Genomic DNA, 20105 nt, shown 5'->3' with positions numbered 1-20105 from the left:
CCGTAGGAGAATGACCGGTGAACAAGATCAAGCTTGGTGTCGCCCTGGCCGTGGCGCTGGCCGCCGCCCCACTGAGTGCGTTGGCCCAGGACGAGGCGGCTGCCTCGCCGATTACCGGCTCCTATGGCGTGGTCAGCGACTACGTGTTCCGTGGCGTGTCGCAGACCAACGAACGCCCCGCGTTCCAGGCCGGCGTCACCTACACCTCGCCGTTCGGCCTGTACGTCGGCACCTGGGGCTCCAACGTCGATTTCGGTGCCGGCGACCCGGATTGGGAAGTGGACGGCTTCATCGGCTACAACGTCGATTTCTCCGAGAACTGGAACTTCGATGTGATGGTCAACCGCTACGGCTATCCCGGTGCCGGCGGTTCCAACTACAACGAACTGATCACCAAGACCAAGTTCCTCAAGACCTACGCGCTGACCGTCGCCTACACTGACGACGTCTACGGCCTGGACGAGGACAGCTTCTACTACGCGCTGGACGGAAACTGGGCGCTACCGAACGAGTTCAGCATCGGCGCGCACGTCGGCCGCACCACCTATGCCAGCGCGTTGACTCAGTATCGGGACTACACCGACTACAACGTCAGCGTCGGCAAGATGGTCGGTCCGCTGGCGCTGAGCGTGGGCTACTACGACACCGACGAGAAGGGCAACCAGAACTTCAGCAAGAAGCTGGCCGACCACCGCTTCGTGGTCTCGGCGACGATCGCGTTCTGATACGCGCAATACCGTCGCGAACGAAGAAGGGTGCCTTGTTTGGCGCCCTTCTTTTTTGTGCGATCGCCAGGCCGATGATGCAGCCCTGGCGGCGCAGCGTGCGGCAGCATGGCCGCCGCGCCGGACATCACCAGCTCAGCACCACCTTGCCGGCCTTGCCTTCTTCCATCAGGTCGAAGCCCTTCTGGAATTCGTCGATGGTCAGCTGGTGGGTCAGCACCTTGCCGAGCGGGAAGCCGGACAGCACCAGCTGGGTCATCTTGTACCAGGTCTCGTACATCTTGCGGCCGTAGATGCCCTGCACGGTCAGACCCTTGAAGATGATCTTGTCCCAGTCGCAGCCGGCGCCGCGCGGCATGATGCCGAGCATGGCGATCTTGCCGCCGTGGTACATGCAGTCGAGCATGTCGTTGAACGCGCGCGGGTTGCCGCTCATCTCCAGGCCCACGTCGAAGCCTTCCATGTGCAGGTCGGCCATCACCTCTTTCAGCGAGGTGTTGGCGACGTTGACCACGCGCGTGGCGCCCATGTCGGCAGCGAGCTTCAAGCGAAAATCGTTGACGTCGGTGACCACCACGTTGCGCGCGCCGATGTGCTTGCAGATGCCGGCGGCGATGATGCCGATCGGGCCAGCGCCGGTGATCAGCACGTCCTCGCCGATCACGTCGAACTCCAGCGCGCAGTGCGCGGCGTTGCCGTACGGATCGAAGAACGCGGCCAGCTCGGACGGGATCTGGTCCGGGATCGGCCACAGGTTTGAGGCCGGCATCACCATGTATTCGGCGAAGGCGCCGTTGACGCTGACGCCGATGCCGACCGTGTTCGGGCACAGGTGCGGGCGCCCGCCGCGGCAGTTGCGGCAATGCCCGCAGACGATATGGCCTTCGGCCGAGACGCGCTGGCCGACCTGGTAGCCGCTGACTGCCGAGCCGAGTTCGGCGATGCGGCCGACGAACTCGTGGCCGATGGTCAGGCCGGGCTTGACCGTGCGCTGGCTCCACTCGTCCCACAGATAGATGTGCAGGTCGGTGCCGCAGATCGCGGTCTTCTCGAGCTTGATCAGCACCTCGTTGGGGCCAGGCACCGGCACCGGCACCTGATCCAGCCAGATGCCCTTGGCTGCGTCGCGCTTGACCAGCGCCTTCATTGTTTGCGCCATGGCGGTGCAAGACTCGGGGTTGAGAGGGCGCGAAGTATAAGCCGCCCGTTGATGCGGCCATGTTGCGGTGCGTGCGGGGTGCCGTTGGTCATGGTCGCGGCATCGGTTGCATTCGTTACACTCTAACGTCTATTTCATGCCTGTCGCGAAGGAATCCATTCGATGCGCTCGAATCTGCTGGCTGTCGCCGTCGTCGCCACCCTGGCCTGTGCTCCGGCCGCCCATGCCGGCGAAGGCATGTGGGTCCCGCAGCAATTGCCGGATATCGCCGGGCCGCTGCAGCAGGCCGGGTTGAAGCTGTCACCGCAGCAACTGGCCGACCTGACCGGCGATCCGATGGGCGCGGTGGTGTCGCTGGGCGGCTGCACCGCCAGCTTCGTGTCCCCGCAAGGCCTGGTGGTGACCAACCATCACTGCGCCTACGGCGCGATCCAGCTCAATTCCACGCCGCAGAAGAACCTGATCCGCGACGGTTTCAGCGCGGCCAGCAACGGCGCCGAACTCAGCGCCGGGCCGAACGCGCGCATCTACGTGCTCGACCGTATCAGCGATGTCACCGAACAGGCCAAGACCGCGATGGACGCCGCCGGCAACGACGCGCTCAAGCGTACCCAGGCGCTGGAGGCCTTCGACAAGGCCCAGGTCGCGGCCTGCGAAGCCGAGGCGGGCTACCGTTGCGAGCTGTACAGCTTCGCCGGCGGCAATACCTACCGGCTGTTCCGCACCCTGGAGATCCGCGACGTGCGTCTGGCCTACGCGCCGCCGTCGGGGATCGGCAAGTTCGGCGGCGATGTCGACAACTGGATGTGGCCGCGCCACACCGGCGATTTCTCGTTCTACCGCGCCTATGTCGGCAAGGACGGCAAGCCGGCGGCCTACGCCAAGGACAACGTGCCGTACCAGCCCAGGCATTTCCTCAAGTTCGCCGACCAGCCGCTGGGCGCCGGCGACTTCGTGATGGTGGCCGGCTATCCGGGCCGCACCAACCGCTATGCGCTGGCCTCGGAATTCGACGCCACCGCCGGCTGGGCCTATCCCACTGCCGCGCGCCAGTACCGCGACCTGATCGCGCTGGTGGAGCAGGCCGGCAAGCAGGACCCGGACATCCAGGTGAAGTACGCGGCGACGATGGCCAGCTGGAACAACGTCGCCAAGAACTACGAAGGGCAACTGGAAGGCTTCAAACGTATCGACGCGGCCGCGCAGAAGCAGGCCGAGGAACGCGCGGTGTTGGCCTGGCTGAAGCGCCAGGGCCGCGATGGCCGCGCCGCGCTGCAGGCGCATGCGCAGCTGCTGGCGCTGGACGGGCAGGCCAAGGCCACCCGCGACCGCGACCTGATCCTGCGCCAGATGCGCCGTACCGGCGTGCTCGGCAGCGCGTTGTCGCTGTACCGCTTGTCGATCGAGCGGGCCAAGCCCGACGCCGAACGCGAGCCCGGCTACCAGGAGCGCGACCTGCCGGAGATCGAAGGCGTGCAGAAGCAGATGGAGCGCCGTTACGTCGCCGCCATGGACAGCCAACTGCAGCGCTACTGGTTCGACCAGTACCTGAAGCTGCCGAAGGCGCAGCGCCTGCCGGCGCTGGACCAATGGCTGGCCGGCGCCGATGCGCAGGCCGCCGCCGCGCGGCTGGCCGGCACCAAGCTGGGCAGCACCGAGGAACGCCTGAAGTGGCTGCGCGCCGACCGCGCCGCGTTCGAATCCAGCGACGACCCGGCCCTGCGCTATGCGGTGGCGCTGATACCGGCGCTGCTGCAGATCGAGCGCGAGGAAAAGCGCCGCCAAGGCGAGGAACTGCTGGCGCGTCCGCGCTACCTGCAAGCCTTGGCCGACTACAAGAAGAGCCAGGGCGAGTCGGTCTATCCGGACGCCAACTCCTCGTTGCGCATCACCTTCGGCAACGTCAAGGGCTACGCCCCCAAGGACGGCGTGGCCTACACCCCGTTCACCACGCTGGACGGCGTGCTGGCCAAGGACACCGGCGCCGACCCGTTCGATTCGCCCAAGGCGCTGCTCGACGCTGCCAGGGCCAAGCGCTACGGCGGCTTGGAGGACAAGCGGTTGGGCTCGGTGCCGGTCGATTTCCTGTCCGACCTGGACATCACCGGCGGCAACTCCGGCTCGCCGGTGCTCGACGCGCACGGCAAGCTGGTCGGGCTGGCGTTCGACGGCAACTGGGAGTCGGTGAGTTCCGACTGGGTGTTCGATCCGGCGATGACCCGGATGATCGCGGTCGATACGCGCTACCTGCACTGGATCATGCAGGAGGTGGCGCCGGCGCCGCGGCTGCTGAAGGAACTGAACCTGGCGCGTTAACGTTGCTGGGCACACAGCCTGCCCGCCGCTAAATGCGCAGCGCGGCGGCGGCGGAGCGGGATGCGGTTCGGCGGTTTCCGGCGACGGAGCAGGTATCATGCCGCTCCGTTTTCGCTCGCGAGACGGCAATCTCTCCCCCAACGGAATTCCAGCGCATGCGCATCCTGCTCGCTCGTCACGGCGAAACCCCGTGGAACGCCGAAGGCCGCTACCAGGGCCAGATCGACATCCCGTTGTCGCCGGTTGGCGAAGCGCAGGCCCAGGCGCTCGGCGCGCGTTTGCGCGAGGTGCCGCTGACCCGCGCGGTGGCCTCGCCGCTGTCGCGCGCGCAGAGCACCGCCCGCTACGCCCTGGGCGCGCAGCGCGAGGCGATGCTGCTGACCGATCCGGATCTGCAGGAAATCGCCCACGGCGAATGGGAAGGCCTGCTCGCCAGCGAGATCAACGACAAGGATCCGGCACGCCTGCGCGCCTGGCGCGAGGAGCCGGACACGGTGCTGATGCCGGGCGGCGAATCGCTGCGCCAGGTGCTGGACCGTTCCTGGCGCGGCCTGACCCGCGCCGCCGAGGGTCTGGGCGAGTACGACACCTTGCTAGTGGTGGCGCACGATGCAGTCAACCGGGTGATCCTGTGCCGGGTGCTGGGCCTGCCGATCGCCAAGCTGTGGAGCTTCCGCCAGGCGCCGACCACGCTGAACCTGCTGGAAGGCCCGGACGTGGAGCATCTGGAAGTGGTGCGGCTGAACGATTGCGCGCACCACACGCCGTTCTTCGGCGAGGCCAAGCACCGGGCGTTGTAGGGCGCTGTTCCAAGTTCTCGCATCATGGCTCGCTGGCGCGACGCAAAAACATGAGCAAATGCTTTCGCGCTTGGCGCGAGTCACTTTTCTTTGCTTGTGCAAAGAAAAGTAACCAAAAGAAAGCACACCCGGGCGGCACGCCCTCCGCGCTGCGCGCTCCGGGTGCGCAAGCCGACCGGACATTTTTCGGCGGCACATCCATGTGCCGTCGAAAAACGGCGCGCGTCGTGCGCGCCGCCCCTTCGGGGTTTTCGTCCGATCGGCTTGCCGTGCCTTACGGGGCCCGGAACAGCCAAAGCAAATGCAAAGCACAACCCCGGCGATTCAATCGCTATCGGCGCATCAGTCGAGTCCAGTCGAACGCATGAAAACCCTCCCTGATTGGCTCGCCTACATCGAGCAGCAGCACCCGCAGGACATCGCGATGGGCCTGGAGCGCGTGCGCGCGGTGGCCGAGCGCATGCGCCTGACCCGGCCGGCGAAGAAGGTCATCACCATCGGCGGCACCAACGGCAAGGGCTCGACCGTGGCCTTCGTCGAGGCGATCGCGCGCGCCGGCGGCTGGGCGGTAGGCAGCTACACCTCGCCGCACCTGCTGCGCTACAACGAGCGCGTCCGCGTCGGCGACGAAGAGGCCAGCGACGCGCAACTGGTGGCTGGCTTCGAGGCGGTGGAGGCCGTGCGCGGCGACACCCCGCTGACTTATTTTGAATACGGCACGCTGGCCGCGCTGTGGCTGTTGCAGCAGGCCGAGCTGGACCTGGCGGTGCTGGAAGTGGGCCTTGGCGGACGCCTGGATGCGGTCAACCTGGTCGATGCCGACGTGGCGGTGATCACCACCGTCGATATCGACCATACCGACTGGCTGGGCAGCGACCGCGAAGCGATCGGTGCGGAGAAGGCCGGTATCGCGCGGCCATGGAAGCCGCTGGTGCTGGGCGAGATCGATCCGCCGTCGAGCGTGCTGCGCCACGCCTATGCGATCGGCGCCAACGCGATCCGCGCCGGCAGCGACTTCTTCCATGAGCCGATCGACGCCGAACGGTGGCGCTGGCGCGACGTCGGCACCGAACTGGAGCTGCCGTCGCCGCAGCTGCGTGCGCCGGTGCAGCGCGCCAACGCCGCCACCGCCATCGCCGCCTTGCGCGCGCTGCGCAAGGCCTTGCCGCGTACCGCCTATGCCGAGGGCATCGCCGCCGCGCAGCTGCGCGGACGGCTGCAGCCGTTCGCGCGCAACGGGGTGGAGGTGCTGGTCGATGTCGGCCACAACCCGCAGGCCGCACGCGAACTGGCCGCGGCGCTGCAGGCGCAGCCCTGCAGCGGCGCCACCCGCGCGGTGTTCGCTGCCCTGGACGACAAGGACGCGGCAGGCGTGGTGCAGGCGCTGGCCGGGCAGGTCGCTGCCTGGCATCTGGCCGGGCTGTCCGGCGCACGCGGCCAGAGCGGCGCGCAGTTGCAGGCGCGCCTGGCCGGCACCGACGCGGCCGCCGCCGCGCTCGCTGACAGCGTGGCGCAGGCGTTGCAGCAGGCCCTGGCGCAGGCGCGGCCGGGCGACCGGGTGCTGGTATTGGGCTCGTTCCACACCGCGGCCACCGCCTTGCACTGGCTGCATTCAGCCGGCTGACCCCGCCGGCAGCCGGCCCGACCTTATAATCGCTGCGGCACTCCGCCATGCCGCCCCCTCAAGCTTTCCGTGGATACCGTCCTGAAACAGCGACTGATTGGCGCCCTTGTCCTGGTGGCGCTCGCCGTGATCTTCCTGCCGATGCTGGTCAAGGGCCCTGCGCCCGACAGCGGCGTCGCCAATGTTCCGCTGAAGGCCCCGGACGCCCCGGCCGACGGCCAGTTCCAGACCCGCGAATTGCCGCTGGTGACGCCGGGCGACGCGCCCAGCGGCGGTGCCGTGGGCATGGCTAGCGCGCCGGCCGTGACGCCGGCGCCGGTGCAGGACAATCCCGATGCCGCCGACCTGGCCACCCCGGCCGCGGCCGGCAGCGCCGCGCAGCCGTCGCCGGCGACCGTGGCCGCTGGCAATTACGCGGTCAATTTCGGCGCCTATTCCACCCAGGCCGACGCCGATGCGGTGATCGCGCGGCTCAAGCAGGCGCAACTGCCGGGCTTCCGCGAGGCGGCCACGATCGGCGGGCGCCAGGCCTGGCGCGTGCGCATCGGCCCCTACGCCGATCGCTCCCAGGCCGAGTCGGTGCGGCTGCAGGCGGTGAAGGTGCGCAACGACGTCAACGCCCAGGTGGTGACCCTGGACGCGCCGAGCGCGTCCGCGGTGGCGGCCGCCGCGACGCCGGCCGCGAGCGCGGCGCCGGCCAAGACCGAAGCCTTGCCGCCGGAGCCGGCCAAACCAGTGGCCGCGTCCAAGCCGGCTGTGCCCGCCGCGCCCAAGCCGGAACAGCCCAAGCCCGAGCCGGCCAAGCCGGCAGCGACGCCGGTTCCGGTCGCCGCGGCCAAGCCGGCGCCGAGCGTGCCGAGCGTGCCGGCCGCGTCCGGTACCGGCTTCGCGGTGCAGCTGGGCGCGTTCGGCAAGGCCGAGGATGCCAATGCGTTGCGCGACAAGGTCCGCGCCGCGGGGTTCAGCGCCTTCGTCGAACAGGTGCGCACCGACAAGGGCGCCTTGAACCGGGTGCGGGTCGGCCCGGTCGCCAATCGTGCCGAAGCCGAACAACTGCGCGGGCAGGTTGCCTCGAAGGTCGGTATCAGCGGTATGGTACGTCCACACCCTTGAACCGGGCTTCGGCCTTCGGAGTCGCAAGCATGTACCAGGGAAGGGGATTGCGGCGCGCTGCCGCCGCCATGGCGCGGTGCAGCCGCGGGAGGTATGCATGATCGATATGGTGCTGCTGGCGGTGATCCTGGTCTCGGCGTTGCTTGGCGCGCTGCGCGGCTTCGTCGGCATCGTGGTCGGCACGCTGTCGTGGCTGCTGTCCGGCTGGGCTACCTTCCAGTTCGGCGGCGATGCAGGGCGCTGGCTGGCCGACGGCGCGCATCCGAGCATGACCTATTACTTTGGCGGCTACGCGCTGACCTTCGTGGTGACGATGGCGGTGGTCGGCATCGCCGGCATGGTGATCCGCAGCGCGGTCCGCGCCACCGCGCTGTCCGGCACCGACCGCGCGCTTGGCTTCGGCCTGGGGACGCTGCGCGGCGGATTCTTCGCCGCGGTGCTGGTGCTGCTGATGAGCTTCACCCCGCTGACCCGCGAGCCTGCCTGGCGCCAGTCGGTGGTGCTACCGGTGCTCAGCCCCGGCGTGCACTGGATGCGCGCGCAGCTGCCGGACTGGCACATGCCGCAGATCCCGCAACTGAATATGTCGCAGATGAACCTGCAGCAGATGAACATGCCTCAGATGGATTTGGGCAAGTTGCCCGCGGCAGGCGATAATGCCGCCTTGGGCAATGCCGTGTCCGGCAGCGGCCTGCAGGATGTGATGTCCAAGGTCCTGGGGCGTCCGGCGACCCGATCGGCCCAGCCTGGCGGCGATCCGACTCAGGTCCTGCCTGCGAACATCGATCCGGCGCAGGCGCGTCCGGCAGCAAACGACCCGGCACGGGTCGAATCCAACGGCCAGGCACGGCCACCTTCCCAATAGCGGCGCAGTCGCCGCGGAGAGCGTTCAAATGTGTGGCATCGTCGGAATCGTCGGCAACCAGAATGTCGCGGCGCAACTGTATGACGGCCTGGCCGTGCTGCAGCACCGCGGCCAGGATGCCGCAGGCATCGCCACCGCCGACGGCACCCGCCTGCGCGTGCAGAAGGCCAACGGCCTGGTCCGCGACGTCTTCGACGAGAAGCGCATGGCGGTGCTGGAAGGCCGGGTCGGCATCGCCCATTGCCGCTATCCCACCGCCGGCTCGGAAGGCATGGATGAGGCGCAGCCGTTCTACGTCAACTCGCCGTACGGCATCGCGCTGGCGCACAACGGCAACCTGATCAACACCGAGGCGCTGCGCCAGCAGGTGTTCGAGGCCGACCGGCGCAACATCAACACCGATTCGGACAGCGAAGTGCTGCTGAACGTGTTCGCCTACGAGCTGGACGCGCAGCGCATGCTGACCCCGGAAGCGGCGATCCGCGCGGTGGCCGGCGTGCATCGCCGCTGCAAGGGCGGCTACGCGGTGGTCAGCGTGGTGCTGGGCCTGGGCCTGGTTGCGTTCCGCGACCCGCACGGCATCCGTCCGCTGGTGCTTGGCAAGCGCGAGAGCGTGGAAGGCGACGAATACATCGTCGCTTCCGAGTCCTCGGCGCTGGACATCCTCGGCTTCACCCGCCTGCGCGACGTGCGCCCCGGCGAAGCGCTGGTGATCACCGGCCGCGGCGAGCTGTTCTCCGAAGTCTGCGCCTCGCCCACCGACCACACCCCGTGCATCTTCGAGTACGTGTACTTCGCGCGCCCGGACTCGATGATCGACAACGTCTCGGTGCACAAGGCGCGCATGCGCATGGGCATGAAGCTGGGCGAGAAGATCCTGCGCCTGCGCCCGGACCACGACATCGACACCATCATCCCGATCCCGGACACCTCGCGCGATGCCGCGCTGGAAATGTCCAACGTGCTCGGGGTGAAGTACCGCGAGGGCTTCGTCAAGAACCGCTACGTCGGCCGCACCTTCATCATGCCGGGGCAGGTCGAGCGGGTGAAGTCGGTGCGCCGCAAGCTCAATCCGATCCATCTGGAATTCCGCAACCGGGTGGTGCTGCTGGTCGACGATTCGATCGTGCGCGGCACCACCAGCCGGCAGATCGTGCAGATGGCACGCGAGGCCGGTGCGCGCAAGGTGTACCTGGCCAGCGCCGCGCCGCCGGTGCGCTACCCGAACATCTACGGCATCGACATGCCGGCCGCCGAGGAACTGATCGCGCATGGCCGCAGCGAGCAGGAGATCCAGGAATTCCTGGGCTGCGACTGGCTGATCTACCAGGACCTGGAAGACCTGGAGACCGCGGTGCGCGAGGGCAACCCGGAGCTGAAGACATTCGATTCCTCGTGCTTCAACGGCGAGTACACCACCGGCATCGAGCCGGGCTACTTCGAGCGCATCATGCAGCTGCGTTCGGAAGAAGCGAAGAAGAAGCGCCGCGCCTGACGCGGCCCTGCGCGGCGCACGCATGCACGACGACGCGCACGCCGGCGGGGACCTGCTGCACGCGGCGCGGTTGTGCCTGGCCGCCTGCGCGCCCGAGGACAAGGTCGCACTGACCCAGCGCTATGCCGTCGCGTTCGCCGCCGGCATGCTGCGCGTGCCGGCGGATGCCGAAGACCCCGAACCGATCCGCATGCCGGGGCGTCCGCCGCGGCCGCTGCTGGTGCATCCGCGCGAACTGCCGCGGCGCGGTCTGGGCAGCGCCGAAGGCCGTGCCGCGTTCATCCATGCCATCGCGCATATCGAGCTCAACGCGATCGACCTGGCCTGGGACGCGGTGTACCGCTTCCGCGGGTTGCCCGAGGCGTTCTACGCCGACTGGGTGGCGGTGGCCGCCGACGAAGCGCGCCACTTCACCCTGCTGCGCGACCGGTTGCGTGCGCTGGGCCACGACTACGGCGATTTCGCCGCGCACAATGGGCTGTGGGAGATGTGCGAGAAGACCGCGCACGACGGCCTGGCGCGCATGGCCTTGGTGCCGCGGGTGCTGGAGGCGCGCGGGCTGGACGTGACCCCGGGCATGATCGTCAAACTGCGCGCGCTCGGCGACGCTGCCACGGTCGAGATACTGGAACTGATCCTGCGCGAGGAAGTGGCGCATGTCGCCGCCGGCTCGCGCTGGTACCGCTGGTATTGCGCGCGTGCCGGGATCGAGCCGCGCGCGCGGTTCGCCGAGCTGCTGCGCGACTACGCCGGCGGCTACCTGCACGGCCCGTTCAACCTGCCGGCGCGGCTGCTGGCCGGCTTCGACGAGGACGAGCTGCTTGCCCTGCAGCGTCAGGTCGGCTGAGGCTGAGCGGCGCGCTGCCGCGCTGGCGCGCGGCGAAGCGGACGGCTGCACCCGCAGGCCGGCGCGGACGGTCCCGAAGGATCGCCGCTTGGCGTGCGCCGCTACCGGGTTCGCCGCGATGTCTTGGGATTGCGCCACCGGCGACTACAGCTGCGCCCACGAGATCGGCCATCTGCAGAGCGCGCGGCACGTCATGGCCACCGACTCCGGCACCTCGCCATACGCCTAAGGCCACGGCTATCGCTCACCGCTGGCGCACGCGCATGGCCTACGACGGCTCCGTCGACTGCCCGCGCCTGAACTACTGGTGCAACCCGAACATCTCCTAAGGCGGCGTGCCGATGGGCAATGCCCTCACTGCGGACAACCAGCGCGTGCTGGTCAATACCAAAGCGACGGTCGCCGCGTTCCGCTGAGGTGGCAGTTCCAGGGCGCTCCGGTGCAGGCCGCGCCAGGCCAGCGCCGGGGCGCCCCGCTTGCCGATCCTGCAGACCGGCCGGACGCCGTGGCGTCCGGCTTGGGCTATGCTGCGCCAGTACGTATCCGGCAGCCGGGCGTGCACCGCTCATTACTCCTGGAATCGGCGATGGTGTTGAAGAGCATGGGCCTGCCAGCGGCCTTGGCGCTGGCGATGTTGAGCATGGGCTGCGGCCCGGCGGCCGATCCACCGGCTGCACCGGAGCCGGCGCCTGCCGCACCCGCGATCGCACCCGCCGCGGGCGATGCGCCGGCGGCCGCGTTCGACGCAACCCGCGCATTGGACATGCTGCAGGCGCGGCTGGCGGCCGATCATGTCTATGCCGATGCGCCGTGCCTGCAATACGCGGCCGAGACCGACGCCGAACCCGTGGCCGCTGACGCCGCTGCATCGTCGTCGGCGAGCACCGAACCCGCTTCCACCGCATCCGCCGTGATCGAGGTCGCGGTGCGCGAGAAACACGGCGATGGCTGTCCGGGCGACCCGCAGACCGCACCGGTCAGAGACCGCTACCGGGTCGAACGCTCCGGCGCGATCCTGTGGTACGACGCGGCCGAGGGCGATTTCGTCGGCTATACGCAGCGTGCGCGCGGCAGCGCCGGCGGCATGCTGTAACGGTCGCGGTTCTGCGCGCGCGTTTCTCGCCGCGGCGGATTACAGTTGCTGCAGCCGGCAGCCCTGCGCATCCACGCGTAGCACCGACCCCTGTTCGTACCAGTCGCCGAGCACGATGCGGGTGCAGTCGCGGCCGTTCACGTCCAGCGTGTGCACCGCGGGGCGATGGGTATGGCCGTGGATCATCCGCGCCACGCCGTAGCGCGTGAAATTGGCCACGACCTCGGCCGGTGCCACGTCGGTGACGGTTTCGAACTGCGCCGTGTCGTCCTGCTTCATTTCCGCCTGGCGTGCCTGGCTGGCGGCGCGCGCCTGTTGCGCAAAGGCGATGCGCGCGGCCAGCGGCTGCGCCAGGAACTGCTGCTGGAATGCCGGGTCGCGGGTCTGCGCGCGGAACGCCTGGTAGGCGGTGTCGTCGGTGCACAGCAGGTCGCCGTGCAGCAGCAGGGTCGGCTCGGCGTAAAGCTCGATCACGCATGGATCCGGCAGCAGGTGCATGCCGGCGCGGCGCGCGTAGTCGGCGCCGAGCAAGAAATCGCGGTTGCCGTGCATGAAGAACACCGGTACGCCGTCGTCGCTCAGCGCGCGCAGCTCGAGCGCCACCGCGTCGGCCGTCTGCGATGGCGTGTCGTCGCCGATCCAGGCTTCGAATAGGTCGCCGAGAATGTACAGCGCCTCGGCACTGCGCGCTTCGCCGCGCAGGAAGTCCAGAAACAGCTCGGTGATCGCCGGCCGGGACGGATCCAGGTGCAGGTCGGAGATGAACAGGGTGGTCATGCGGGTATTGTGCCGGGACCGGTGACCGGGAGCCAGGAAAAACGCGGTGTCGGGTGGAGTCGGGACCAGGGACCAGGGACCGGGGACCCGGAAAAGCGCAATGTCTGAATGGAAGGGTTTGCGCTTTTTTGGAAGGTTCCAGGTTCAATGAATTCAAAGGCGATTGACGTCGGATCGATCTAGCAGATCCTGGCCCGGTCCCCGCGTCCCGCTAGCCGAGCAACGCCGGCATCGGCAACAGCCACAGCGACACCCCGGCCAGCACTGCACCGATCGCGGTGGCGGCGAGCACGTCGCTGGGATAGTGCAGGCCCAGCACCACCCGCGACAGCGCCACGCAGGCGATGAACGGGATCAGCAGCGGTGCCAGCCACGGGTAGTAGGCCAGGGCGACGATGCCGAACGACACCGCGTGCAGGGTATGCCCGGACGGGAAGCTGAACTCGTCCAGCGGAGCCACCCAGGCGCGGATGCGCAGGTCGGCCGCGTACGGGCGCGGGCGCCGGGTCCAGCGCTTGAGGCCCTTGTACAGGCTCAGCGCGACCACGCCGGTGGCGGCCATGTGCGCCGATGCGAACACGCCGTCCATGCCGTCGCAGGCCACCAGCAAGGTCATCAGCGCGTACCAGAACACGCCGTCGCCGAGCCGGCTGATCAGTGCGAAGAAGCGCCGCACCGAACGCCGCCGGCACCAGTGGTTGGCTTGCCGGCACCAGCGGGTTTCGTGCCCGCGCAGAATCTCAAGCCGCGTCGACATGGGGCCTCCTGCTGTACGCCAGTTCGCCGAGAAGCGCTTCGAAATCGGCCACGACCTGTTCCGGGCGCAGCTGCTGCATGGATGCGCAGGCGGCATCGCCCAATCGCCGGCGCAGGACGTCGTCGCCGGCCAGGCGCACCGCCGCGGCGACGAAGCCGTCGTCGTCGGCTACCGCCGCACCGTTGACGCCGTCGCGCAGGTATTCGTGCGCCGCGCCGTAGTCGAAGGCGACCGTGGCCACACCGCTGGCCATCGCTTCCAGGGTCACGTTGCCGAAGGTCTCGCTGCGGCTGGGAAACAGGAACAGGTCGCCGCTGGCGAAGTGCCGCGCCAGCGCGTCGCCGCGCTGCACACCGCAGAAGATGAAGTCGGGGTTTTCCTGCGCCAGGCGCTCGCGCATCGGGCCGTCGCCGACCCAGACGAAGCGCGCTTCCGGCCGCACCCGCTGCAGTTCGCGGAACGCGCGCACGGCCAGCGGCAGGTTCTTTTCCGACGCGATGCGGCCGACGTACAGGGCCGCGCAACCCTCCGCCTGCAGCCCCCACTCGCGGCGCAGCTGCGGATCGCGGCGCTGCGGTTCGAACTGGCGGTTATCCACCGCGCGCGCCAGCAGGCGCACGCGCTCGAAGCCATGTGCGGCGAGAAAGCCGAGCAGTTCGCGGGTCGGCACAAGGGTCGCGGCGGCCTGGTTGTGGAAGCGCCGCATCCAGCGCAGCGCGGTCGATTGCAGCCAGGCGGCGCCGTACTGCGGCAGGTATTCGTCGAAGCGGGTGTGGAAGCCGGTGGCGATCGGGATGCCCAGGCGCCGCGCGGTGCGCAGCGCCGACCAGCCGAGCGGGCCTTCGGTGGCGATGTAGACCGCGTTCGGCGGCGTGGCCTGCCACAGCCGGGCCAGGCGCCGCGGCGCAGGCAGGCCGAACTTCAGGCCGGGGTAGCGCGGCAGCGACGCGCCGCGCACCAGGTGCGCATCGTCGTCGTGGTCGCCGACCTGGCGCGGCCGCACCACATCGACCTGATGGCCGAGCGCGCGCAATCCAGATTCCAGCCCCTGCACGGTCAGCGCGACACCGTTGACCTCAGGGGGGTACGTTTCGGTGACGATCGCGTAGCGCATGCTTCAGGCTCCGGTTTGCCAAAGCTTGGCGCGAGGCGGTGAAGCGAACATGTCGGGTGCATGTAGGGATGATGACGCTGGGCCGGGGCGAATTCCTGGCAGTTCGCGCTTTTTCGGGACTCGGGACTCGGGACTCGGGACTCGGGACTCGGGACTCGGGACGGCAGGATGATGTCCCGGGGTAAATCGATGTCAAGCGATTTGATGCAAAAAGGGCCACTTTTTTTCAAGAAAGCGGCCCTTTTTTTGCAGCTGCGGCGCAGCCGCTTTTCTGTGGGAGGGGCTTCAGCCCCGACGCGTTATCGGTAAGGCGTCGGGGCTGAAGCCCCTCCCACAGAAAATGCAGCATTGCTGCAGACATGGGAAAATCCCGAGTCCCGTCAGTCAAGCCACAAATGGCCGGAAATTGATCCCCAGCCCCGCCATGCCCTCGACCTCGCCGATCAGGTCGGCGCGCTGCAGCGGCCGCGATTCGATCCACGGCTGCGACAGGATCAGGTGCAGGTCGTCGCCATTGGCCTTCAGGTCCAGCGACGGTATCGGTTCGGATTCGTGTGCGCGATGCAACAGCACCGCCAGCCGCAGCAGCGCGGCCTTGCGCCTGGCGCTGAGCAGCAGGCGGTCGGGCAGGGCGTCGAACGCGGTCTTGGACACGTTGCGGCGATGGGTGCGTACCAGCGTCGCCAGCACCTGCTGCTCCTGCCGCGAGAAACCGGCGATATCGGAGTGCTCGAGCACGTAGGCGCCGTGCACGTGGTACTGGCTGTGCGCGATGGCCTGGCCGAGCTCGTGCAGGCGCGCGGCCCAGCCGAGCATGCGCCCGTCGTCGGCATCCAGCGCCCAATCGGTGGCGACCTGTTCGAACAGCGCCATCGCGGTGGCTTCCACGCGCGCGGCCTGCGCCTCGTCGATGCCGTAGCGCTGGGTGAGTGCGGCGATCGCGGTCTCGCGCGGATCGTTCTCGCCGCCGCGGCCGAGCATGTCGTAGAGAATGCCTTCGCGCATGGCCGCCTTGCTCACCATCAGGCGCTGCAGGCCCAGTGCCTGGAACGCGGCCTCCAGCACCAGCACGCCGCCGGCGATGATCGGCCGGCGGTCGGTGGACAGACCGGGCAGGTCGATGTCCTCGATACGCTTGGCCAGCAGCAGGCGTTCGCGCAGCAGCGGCAGCGCCTCGGCGGTGATCGCGCCCTTGGTCAGCTTCATCGCCGCGCAGATCTCGCCGATCGCCTTGTGCGTACCCGATGAGCCCAGTGCCTCGTCCCAGCCCAGCGTGCGGTACAGCCCAGCGAACTGCTGGAACTCGGCGCCGATCTCGGTCAGCGCGTCCTTCCATTTCTTTTTCGACAGCTTGCCGCCCGGGAAGAAGCGGCGCGTGCTGGCGATGCAGCCGGCCTGCAGGCTTTCCCGCTCCAGGGTCTGGAAACCGCGGCCGATGATGAATTCGGTGGAGCCGCCGCCGATGTCGATCACCAGCCGGCGCTGGTCCGGCTTGGGCGGCTGCGCATGCGCCACGCCCAGGTAGATCAGACGCGCTTCCTCGCGGCCGCTGACCACTTCGATCGGATGGCCGAGCGCGGTTTCGCCGGGGATCAGGAACGCCTGCGGCGAGCGCAGCTGGCGCACGGTGTTGGTGGCCAGCGCACGCACGTGCAGCGACGGCACGTCGCGGATGCGCTGGCCGAAGCGCGCCAGGCATTCCAGCGCGCGCTGCCGCGCTTCGGCCGACAGCCCGCCCTTGTTGTCCAGGCCGTCTGCCATGCGCACGGTCTCGCGCAGGCGGTCCACCACCCGCAACTGTCCGAGCTGATAGCGCGCCACGACCATGTGGAAACTGTTGGAACCCAGGTCGATGGCGGCCAGCAGGTCGCCATCGCGCAACGGCGTGTACGGGGAGATGGAAGGCATGGGCGGAATGGTAGCCGATGCACGGCGGATGCCGTCCATCGGCGCGCGGGCGGCGTGGCTCAGAGTCCGTCGAGCAGGGTCAGCTGCGCCGAATGCAGCGGCTGGTCCTGGCCCGGCGCCAGCTTGCGGTAGCTGCCGCTGGCATCCAGTTCCCACGCGTTGGCATTGTCGGCCAGATAGTTCTGCAACACCTCGCGATGGATGCGCTTGACCAGATCCGGATCCATGATCGGGAAGCAGGTCTCCACGCGCCGCAGCAGGTTACGCTCCAGCCAGTCGGCGCTGGCGCAGAACAGCTCCGGCGCGCCGTCGTTGCCGAACCAGTAGACGCGGCTGTGCTCGAGGAAGCGGCCGACGATCGAACGCACCCGAATGTTTTCCGACACGCCCTGCACGCCTGGGCGCAGCGTGCACGCGCCGCGCACGATCAGGTCGATCTTGACCCCGGCCTGCGAGGCCGCGTACAGCGCGCGGATCACCTGCGGCTCGTTGAGCGCGTTCATCTTGGCGATGATTCGGCCCGGGCGCCCGGCCAGGGCCAGCTTGGTTTCGCGCTCGATCCGGTGCAGCAGACCCGGGTGCAGGGTGAATGGCGATTGCAGCAGGCGCTTGAGGCGGATCTTCGGCGCCAGCCCCGACAGCTGCTGGAACAGCAGGTGCACGTCGTTGCAGATGTCCGCATCGGCGGTGATCAGGCTCAGGTCGGTGTAGGCGCGCGCGGTGCCGCTATGGTAGTTGCCGGTGCCCAGGTGCACGTAGCGGCGCAGCTTGCGGCCCTCGCGGCGCACGATCAGCAGCATCTTGGCGTGTGTCTTGTAGCCGACCACGCCGTACACTACCTGCACGCCGGCTTCCTGCAGGCGATCGGCCAATCCCAGGTTGGCTTCCTCGTCGAAGCGCGCGCGCAGCTCGACCACCACGGTCACGTCCTTGCCGTTGCGCGCGGCCAGTACCAGCGCATCGACAATGCCCGAGTCCTTGCCGGTGCGGTACAGGGTCTGCTTGATCGCCAGCACCTGCGGGTCCACCGCGGCCTGCTTGATCAGGTCCAGCACCGCGGTGAACGCGTCGAACGGATGGTGCAGCAGCACGTCGCCGGCGGCGGCGATCTCGAAGATGCCTTCGCTGTCGCGCAGCGTGCGCGGATTCATCGGCGGATACTTCAGGTCCGGGCGCTGCACCAGGTCGTAGACCTGGTTGACCCGGCTCAGATTGACCGGACCATTGATGCGGTAGACCGCGTTTTCAGGCAGTTCGAAGTTCTGCAGAAGGGTGCGCACGATCGGCTTCGGGCAGTCCTCGGCGATCTCCAGCCGCACCGCCGGCCGGTAGCCGCGATTGACCAGCTCGTCGCGCAGCGCCAGCGCCAGGTTCTCCACTTCCTCCTCGTCCACCACCAGCTCGGAATTGCGGGTCACGCGGAACTGGTAGGACCCCATCACCTCCATGCCCGGGAACAGTTCGTCGACGAAGGTGGACAGTACCGAGGACAGGAACACGAAACTCTGTCCGCCCTCGGCCAGGCTTTCCGGCAACTGGATGATGCGCGGCAGCGAGCGCGGCGCGCGCACGATCGCCAGGTGGCCGATGCGGCCGAACGCATCCACGCCCTTCAGCACCACCACGATGTTCAGCGACTTGTTGAGGATCTTCGGGAACGGATGCGCCGGGTCCAGGCCCAGCGGCGACAGCACCGGCATGATCTCGTTGCGGAAGTAGGCGCGCAGCCAGCGCTTCTGCCGCGCGTTCCAGCTGTTGCGGCCGAGCACGCCGATGCCGGCGTCCTTCAATGCCGGCCGCAGTACTTCGTTCCAGCAGCGGTACTGATGGTCGACCAACTGCGCGGCACGGTCGTGGATGGTGTTGAGGACCGCGCTTGAGCTCAGCCCGTCCGGCGCCGGCGGCAAGCCGAACTCCAATGCATGGCGCACGGTGGCGGCGCGGATCTCGAAGAACTCGTCGAGGTTGGTGCAGGAGATGCACAGGAAACGCAGCCGCTCCAGCAGCGGCACGCTCGGATCCTGCGCCTGCGCCAGCACGCGGAAATTGAAGTCCAGCTGCGACAGTTCGCGATTGAGATACAGCGAGGGGTCGCGCAGCGGGTCGCTGGGAACGTCCGGTGGCGGCGTGGGCGGCAAAGCGGCGGCGCGGGGCATGGCGGTACTCGTTAGGCGGAGGTCAGGGTGGCACGGTCGCGCCGCGGATGCACGCGTCCGGCGCCGAAGTGGCAGGAGAACGTGCTGCCCTTGCCGACTTCGCTTTCGATGTCCAGCCGCGCCTGGTGCAGGCCCAGCACATGCTTGACGATCGACAGCCCCAGCCCGGTGCCGCCGCTTTCGCGCGAACGGCTGCTGGACACGCGGTAGAAGCGCTCGGTGATGCGCGGCAGGTGGTGCGACGGGATCCCGTAGCCGCTATCGCGCACCGATAGCACCGCGCCGTCGCCTTCGCGGGCGAAGGTGATGCTGACCGAGCCGCCGGCAGCGGTGTAGCGCACTGCGTTGGTGACCAGGTTGGAGAACGCGCTGTGCAATTCCTTGTTGGACCCGACCAGATCCAGATCGGCCTCGTCGTGCACCTCGATGCGGTGCCGGCCCTGGCTATGCGCCTCGGCCTCGCGGCGCAGCGTGGCCAGCATCGGCGCCATCGCGATGGTCTCTTCGTTGGCGTGTTCCTGCGATTCCAGCCGCGACAGGGTCAGCAGGTCTTCGACCAGCTGGGTCATGCGCTGCGACTGCTTGCGCATTTCGGCGATCATCGGCCCGGAATCGGGGAAATCCTCCGGGTCGAGCATGTCCAGATAGCCGTGCACCACGGTCAGCGGGGTGCGCAGTTCGTGCGAGACGTTGGCGACGAAGTCGCGGCGCACCTGCTCCAGCTGCAGCAGCTTGCTGACGTCGCGCGCGACCAGCAGCCAGTAATCGTCGGAGTAGGGAATCAGGCGCAGGTTCAGGCGCAGCCGGTCGTCGATCGGCGAGGGCATGTCCAGCATCGGTTCGGCGTTGCGGCCACCGGCCAGCCAGTGCGCCAGCGGCATCGGCTGCAGGCGTTCCACCACCGGCACGTTCAGGTCGCCGGGGTGGCGCAGGCCGAGCAGGGTGCTGGCGGCTTCGTTGAACCACTGGATGCGCTGGCTCTTGCGGTCCACCACCATCACCGCGTCGGGCAGCGCGGCGGCGGCGCCGCGGTAGGCACGCAGCATGTCCAGCAGGCGCCGCTTGCGCGTGCGCATTTCCGCCTGGCTGCGGTACAGCAGCCGGTCCAGCTCGTTCCACACGCCTGTGCCGGCCGGCGGTTCCCAGCGCTGGCGCGCGGTCAGTCGGCGCAACACGCGGCTCAGGCGCCAGTAATGCCAGCCCATTACCGCCAGCGAGGTCAGGGTCAGCCCCATCCACAAGTGACCGCCGATCCAGCCGGCCAGCACCGCCAGCAGCAGTAGCGCGGCGAGGGTGCCGAGGGTCTTGAGCCAGGCGTAACGCATGTGGCGGGGCATCGGAAGCGTGCTCTGTCGC

Annotated in this window: 16 protein-coding genes and 1 pseudogene; 10 read left to right on the top strand and 7 right to left on the bottom strand. The window is 68.6% G+C overall.

What is annotated here, in order from left to right:
- Positions 1-17 precede the first annotated feature (17 nt).
- Positions 18-725 carry a TorF family putative porin gene (locus E4A48_RS12495; protein ID WP_039007437.1) on the top strand — a complete coding sequence of 236 codons (708 nt, stop codon included), beginning with the start codon at positions 18-20 and terminating at the stop codon, positions 723-725.
- A gap of 127 nt (positions 726-852) precedes the next feature.
- Here the strand turns inward: E4A48_RS12495 and tdh are convergent, their stop codons facing one another.
- The gene (tdh, locus tag E4A48_RS12490; RefSeq protein WP_039007436.1) at positions 853-1884 is read right to left on the bottom strand and encodes an L-threonine 3-dehydrogenase; all 1032 of its coding nucleotides are present in this window, start codon (positions 1882-1884) and stop codon (positions 853-855) included.
- 162 nt (positions 1885-2046) lie between these two features.
- Between tdh and E4A48_RS12485 the strand changes: the two genes are divergently transcribed.
- The 9 genes and pseudogenes from E4A48_RS12485 to E4A48_RS12445 all read left to right on the top strand — a co-directional run bounded on the left by E4A48_RS12485 (position 2047) and on the right by E4A48_RS12445 (position 12037).
- Positions 2047-4200 carry a S46 family peptidase gene (locus tag E4A48_RS12485; protein ID WP_039007435.1) on the top strand — a complete coding sequence of 718 codons (2154 nt, stop codon included), beginning with the start codon at positions 2047-2049 and terminating at the stop codon, positions 4198-4200.
- Between the two features lie 155 nt (positions 4201-4355).
- Positions 4356-5000 (top strand): histidine phosphatase family protein, encoded by a 645-nt coding sequence (locus tag E4A48_RS12480; RefSeq protein ID WP_039007433.1) that lies wholly within the window; start codon positions 4356-4358, stop codon positions 4998-5000.
- A gap of 364 nt (positions 5001-5364) precedes the next feature.
- Positions 5365-6624, top strand: coding sequence for a bifunctional tetrahydrofolate synthase/dihydrofolate synthase (folC, locus tag E4A48_RS12475; protein WP_039007430.1), 1260 nt, complete (start codon positions 5365-5367; stop codon positions 6622-6624).
- 69 nt (positions 6625-6693) lie between these two features.
- Positions 6694-7737, top strand: coding sequence for an SPOR domain-containing protein (locus E4A48_RS12470; RefSeq protein ID WP_142742523.1), 1044 nt, complete (start codon positions 6694-6696; stop codon positions 7735-7737).
- A 97-nt stretch (positions 7738-7834) separates the two neighbouring features.
- Complete coding sequence (locus tag E4A48_RS12465; RefSeq protein ID WP_039007425.1) at positions 7835-8602, top strand: CvpA family protein; 768 nt, start codon at positions 7835-7837, stop codon at positions 8600-8602.
- A gap of 28 nt (positions 8603-8630) precedes the next feature.
- The gene (purF, locus tag E4A48_RS12460; protein WP_003470549.1) at positions 8631-10097 is read left to right on the top strand and encodes an amidophosphoribosyltransferase; all 1467 of its coding nucleotides are present in this window, start codon (positions 8631-8633) and stop codon (positions 10095-10097) included.
- A gap of 22 nt (positions 10098-10119) precedes the next feature.
- On the top strand, positions 10120-10944 hold the full coding sequence (locus tag E4A48_RS12455) for a ferritin-like domain-containing protein (protein WP_142742522.1): 825 nt from the start codon (positions 10120-10122) through the stop codon (positions 10942-10944).
- A 97-nt stretch (positions 10945-11041) separates the two neighbouring features.
- Positions 11042-11360, top strand: a pseudogene (locus E4A48_RS21120) (peptidyl-Asp metalloendopeptidase); the annotation flags it as partial.
- A 170-nt stretch (positions 11361-11530) separates the two neighbouring features.
- On the top strand, positions 11531-12037 hold the full coding sequence (locus E4A48_RS12445; protein WP_052235059.1) for a hypothetical protein: 507 nt from the start codon (positions 11531-11533) through the stop codon (positions 12035-12037).
- A 39-nt stretch (positions 12038-12076) separates the two neighbouring features.
- On the opposite strand, the gene lpxH is transcribed toward E4A48_RS12445, so the two are convergent.
- The 6 genes from lpxH to phoR form a co-directional block, all read right to left on the bottom strand.
- The gene (gene lpxH, locus E4A48_RS12440; protein WP_039007419.1) at positions 12077-12814 is read right to left on the bottom strand and encodes a UDP-2,3-diacylglucosamine diphosphatase; all 738 of its coding nucleotides are present in this window, start codon (positions 12812-12814) and stop codon (positions 12077-12079) included.
- A 211-nt stretch (positions 12815-13025) separates the two neighbouring features.
- Positions 13026-13571, bottom strand: coding sequence for a phosphatase PAP2 family protein (locus E4A48_RS12435; RefSeq protein WP_039007417.1), 546 nt, complete (start codon positions 13569-13571; stop codon positions 13026-13028).
- The gene (locus E4A48_RS12430) at positions 13555-14685 is read right to left on the bottom strand and encodes a glycosyltransferase family 4 protein (protein WP_058197092.1); all 1131 of its coding nucleotides are present in this window, start codon (positions 14683-14685) and stop codon (positions 13555-13557) included. Before E4A48_RS12430 ends, E4A48_RS12435 begins: the two co-directional genes overlap by 17 nt.
- A 384-nt stretch (positions 14686-15069) precedes the next feature.
- On the bottom strand, positions 15070-16593 hold the full coding sequence (gene ppx, locus E4A48_RS12425; protein ID WP_142742521.1) for an exopolyphosphatase: 1524 nt from the start codon (positions 16591-16593) through the stop codon (positions 15070-15072).
- A gap of 59 nt (positions 16594-16652) precedes the next feature.
- On the bottom strand, positions 16653-18749 hold the full coding sequence (gene ppk1, locus E4A48_RS12420) for a polyphosphate kinase 1 (RefSeq protein WP_039007411.1): 2097 nt from the start codon (positions 18747-18749) through the stop codon (positions 16653-16655).
- Positions 18750-18760: 11 nt separating this feature from the next.
- Complete coding sequence (gene phoR / locus E4A48_RS12415; protein WP_039007408.1) at positions 18761-20086, bottom strand: phosphate regulon sensor histidine kinase PhoR; 1326 nt, start codon at positions 20084-20086, stop codon at positions 18761-18763.
- Between the last annotated feature and the right edge of the window lie 19 nt (positions 20087-20105).

It is taken from the genome of Xanthomonas translucens pv. cerealis (genome assembly GCF_006838285.1).
GTDB lineage: Bacteria > Pseudomonadota > Gammaproteobacteria > Xanthomonadales > Xanthomonadaceae > Xanthomonas_A > Xanthomonas_A cerealis.
This window is presented reverse-complemented; position numbering and strand designations above follow the sequence as displayed.

Excerpts from the sequence above, each read along its gene's own strand:
- ppx (WP_142742521.1), bottom strand. The coding sequence starts at position 16,593 with ATGCCTTCCATCTCCCCGTACACGCCGTTGCGCGATGGCGACCTGCTG.
- folC (WP_039007430.1), top strand. The coding sequence starts at position 5,365 with ATGAAAACCCTCCCTGATTGGCTCGCCTACATCGAGCAGCAGCACCCG.
- E4A48_RS12455 (WP_142742522.1), top strand. The coding sequence starts at position 10,120 with ATGCACGACGACGCGCACGCCGGCGGGGACCTGCTGCACGCGGCGCGG.
- E4A48_RS12435 (WP_039007417.1), bottom strand. The coding sequence starts at position 13,571 with ATGTCGACGCGGCTTGAGATTCTGCGCGGGCACGAAACCCGCTGGTGC.
- E4A48_RS12465 (WP_039007425.1), top strand. The coding sequence starts at position 7,835 with ATGATCGATATGGTGCTGCTGGCGGTGATCCTGGTCTCGGCGTTGCTT.
- E4A48_RS12480 (WP_039007433.1), top strand. The coding sequence starts at position 4,356 with ATGCGCATCCTGCTCGCTCGTCACGGCGAAACCCCGTGGAACGCCGAA.
- E4A48_RS12445 (WP_052235059.1), top strand. The coding sequence starts at position 11,531 with ATGGTGTTGAAGAGCATGGGCCTGCCAGCGGCCTTGGCGCTGGCGATG.
- purF (WP_003470549.1), top strand. The coding sequence starts at position 8,631 with ATGTGTGGCATCGTCGGAATCGTCGGCAACCAGAATGTCGCGGCGCAA.
- tdh (WP_039007436.1), bottom strand. The coding sequence starts at position 1,884 with ATGGCGCAAACAATGAAGGCGCTGGTCAAGCGCGACGCAGCCAAGGGC.
- phoR (WP_039007408.1), bottom strand. The coding sequence starts at position 20,086 with ATGCCCCGCCACATGCGTTACGCCTGGCTCAAGACCCTCGGCACCCTC.
- lpxH (WP_039007419.1), bottom strand. The coding sequence starts at position 12,814 with ATGACCACCCTGTTCATCTCCGACCTGCACCTGGATCCGTCCCGGCCG.
- ppk1 (WP_039007411.1), bottom strand. The coding sequence starts at position 18,749 with ATGCCCCGCGCCGCCGCTTTGCCGCCCACGCCGCCACCGGACGTTCCC.
- E4A48_RS12430 (WP_058197092.1), bottom strand. The coding sequence starts at position 14,685 with ATGCGCTACGCGATCGTCACCGAAACGTACCCCCCTGAGGTCAACGGT.
- E4A48_RS12485 (WP_039007435.1), top strand. The coding sequence starts at position 2,047 with ATGCGCTCGAATCTGCTGGCTGTCGCCGTCGTCGCCACCCTGGCCTGT.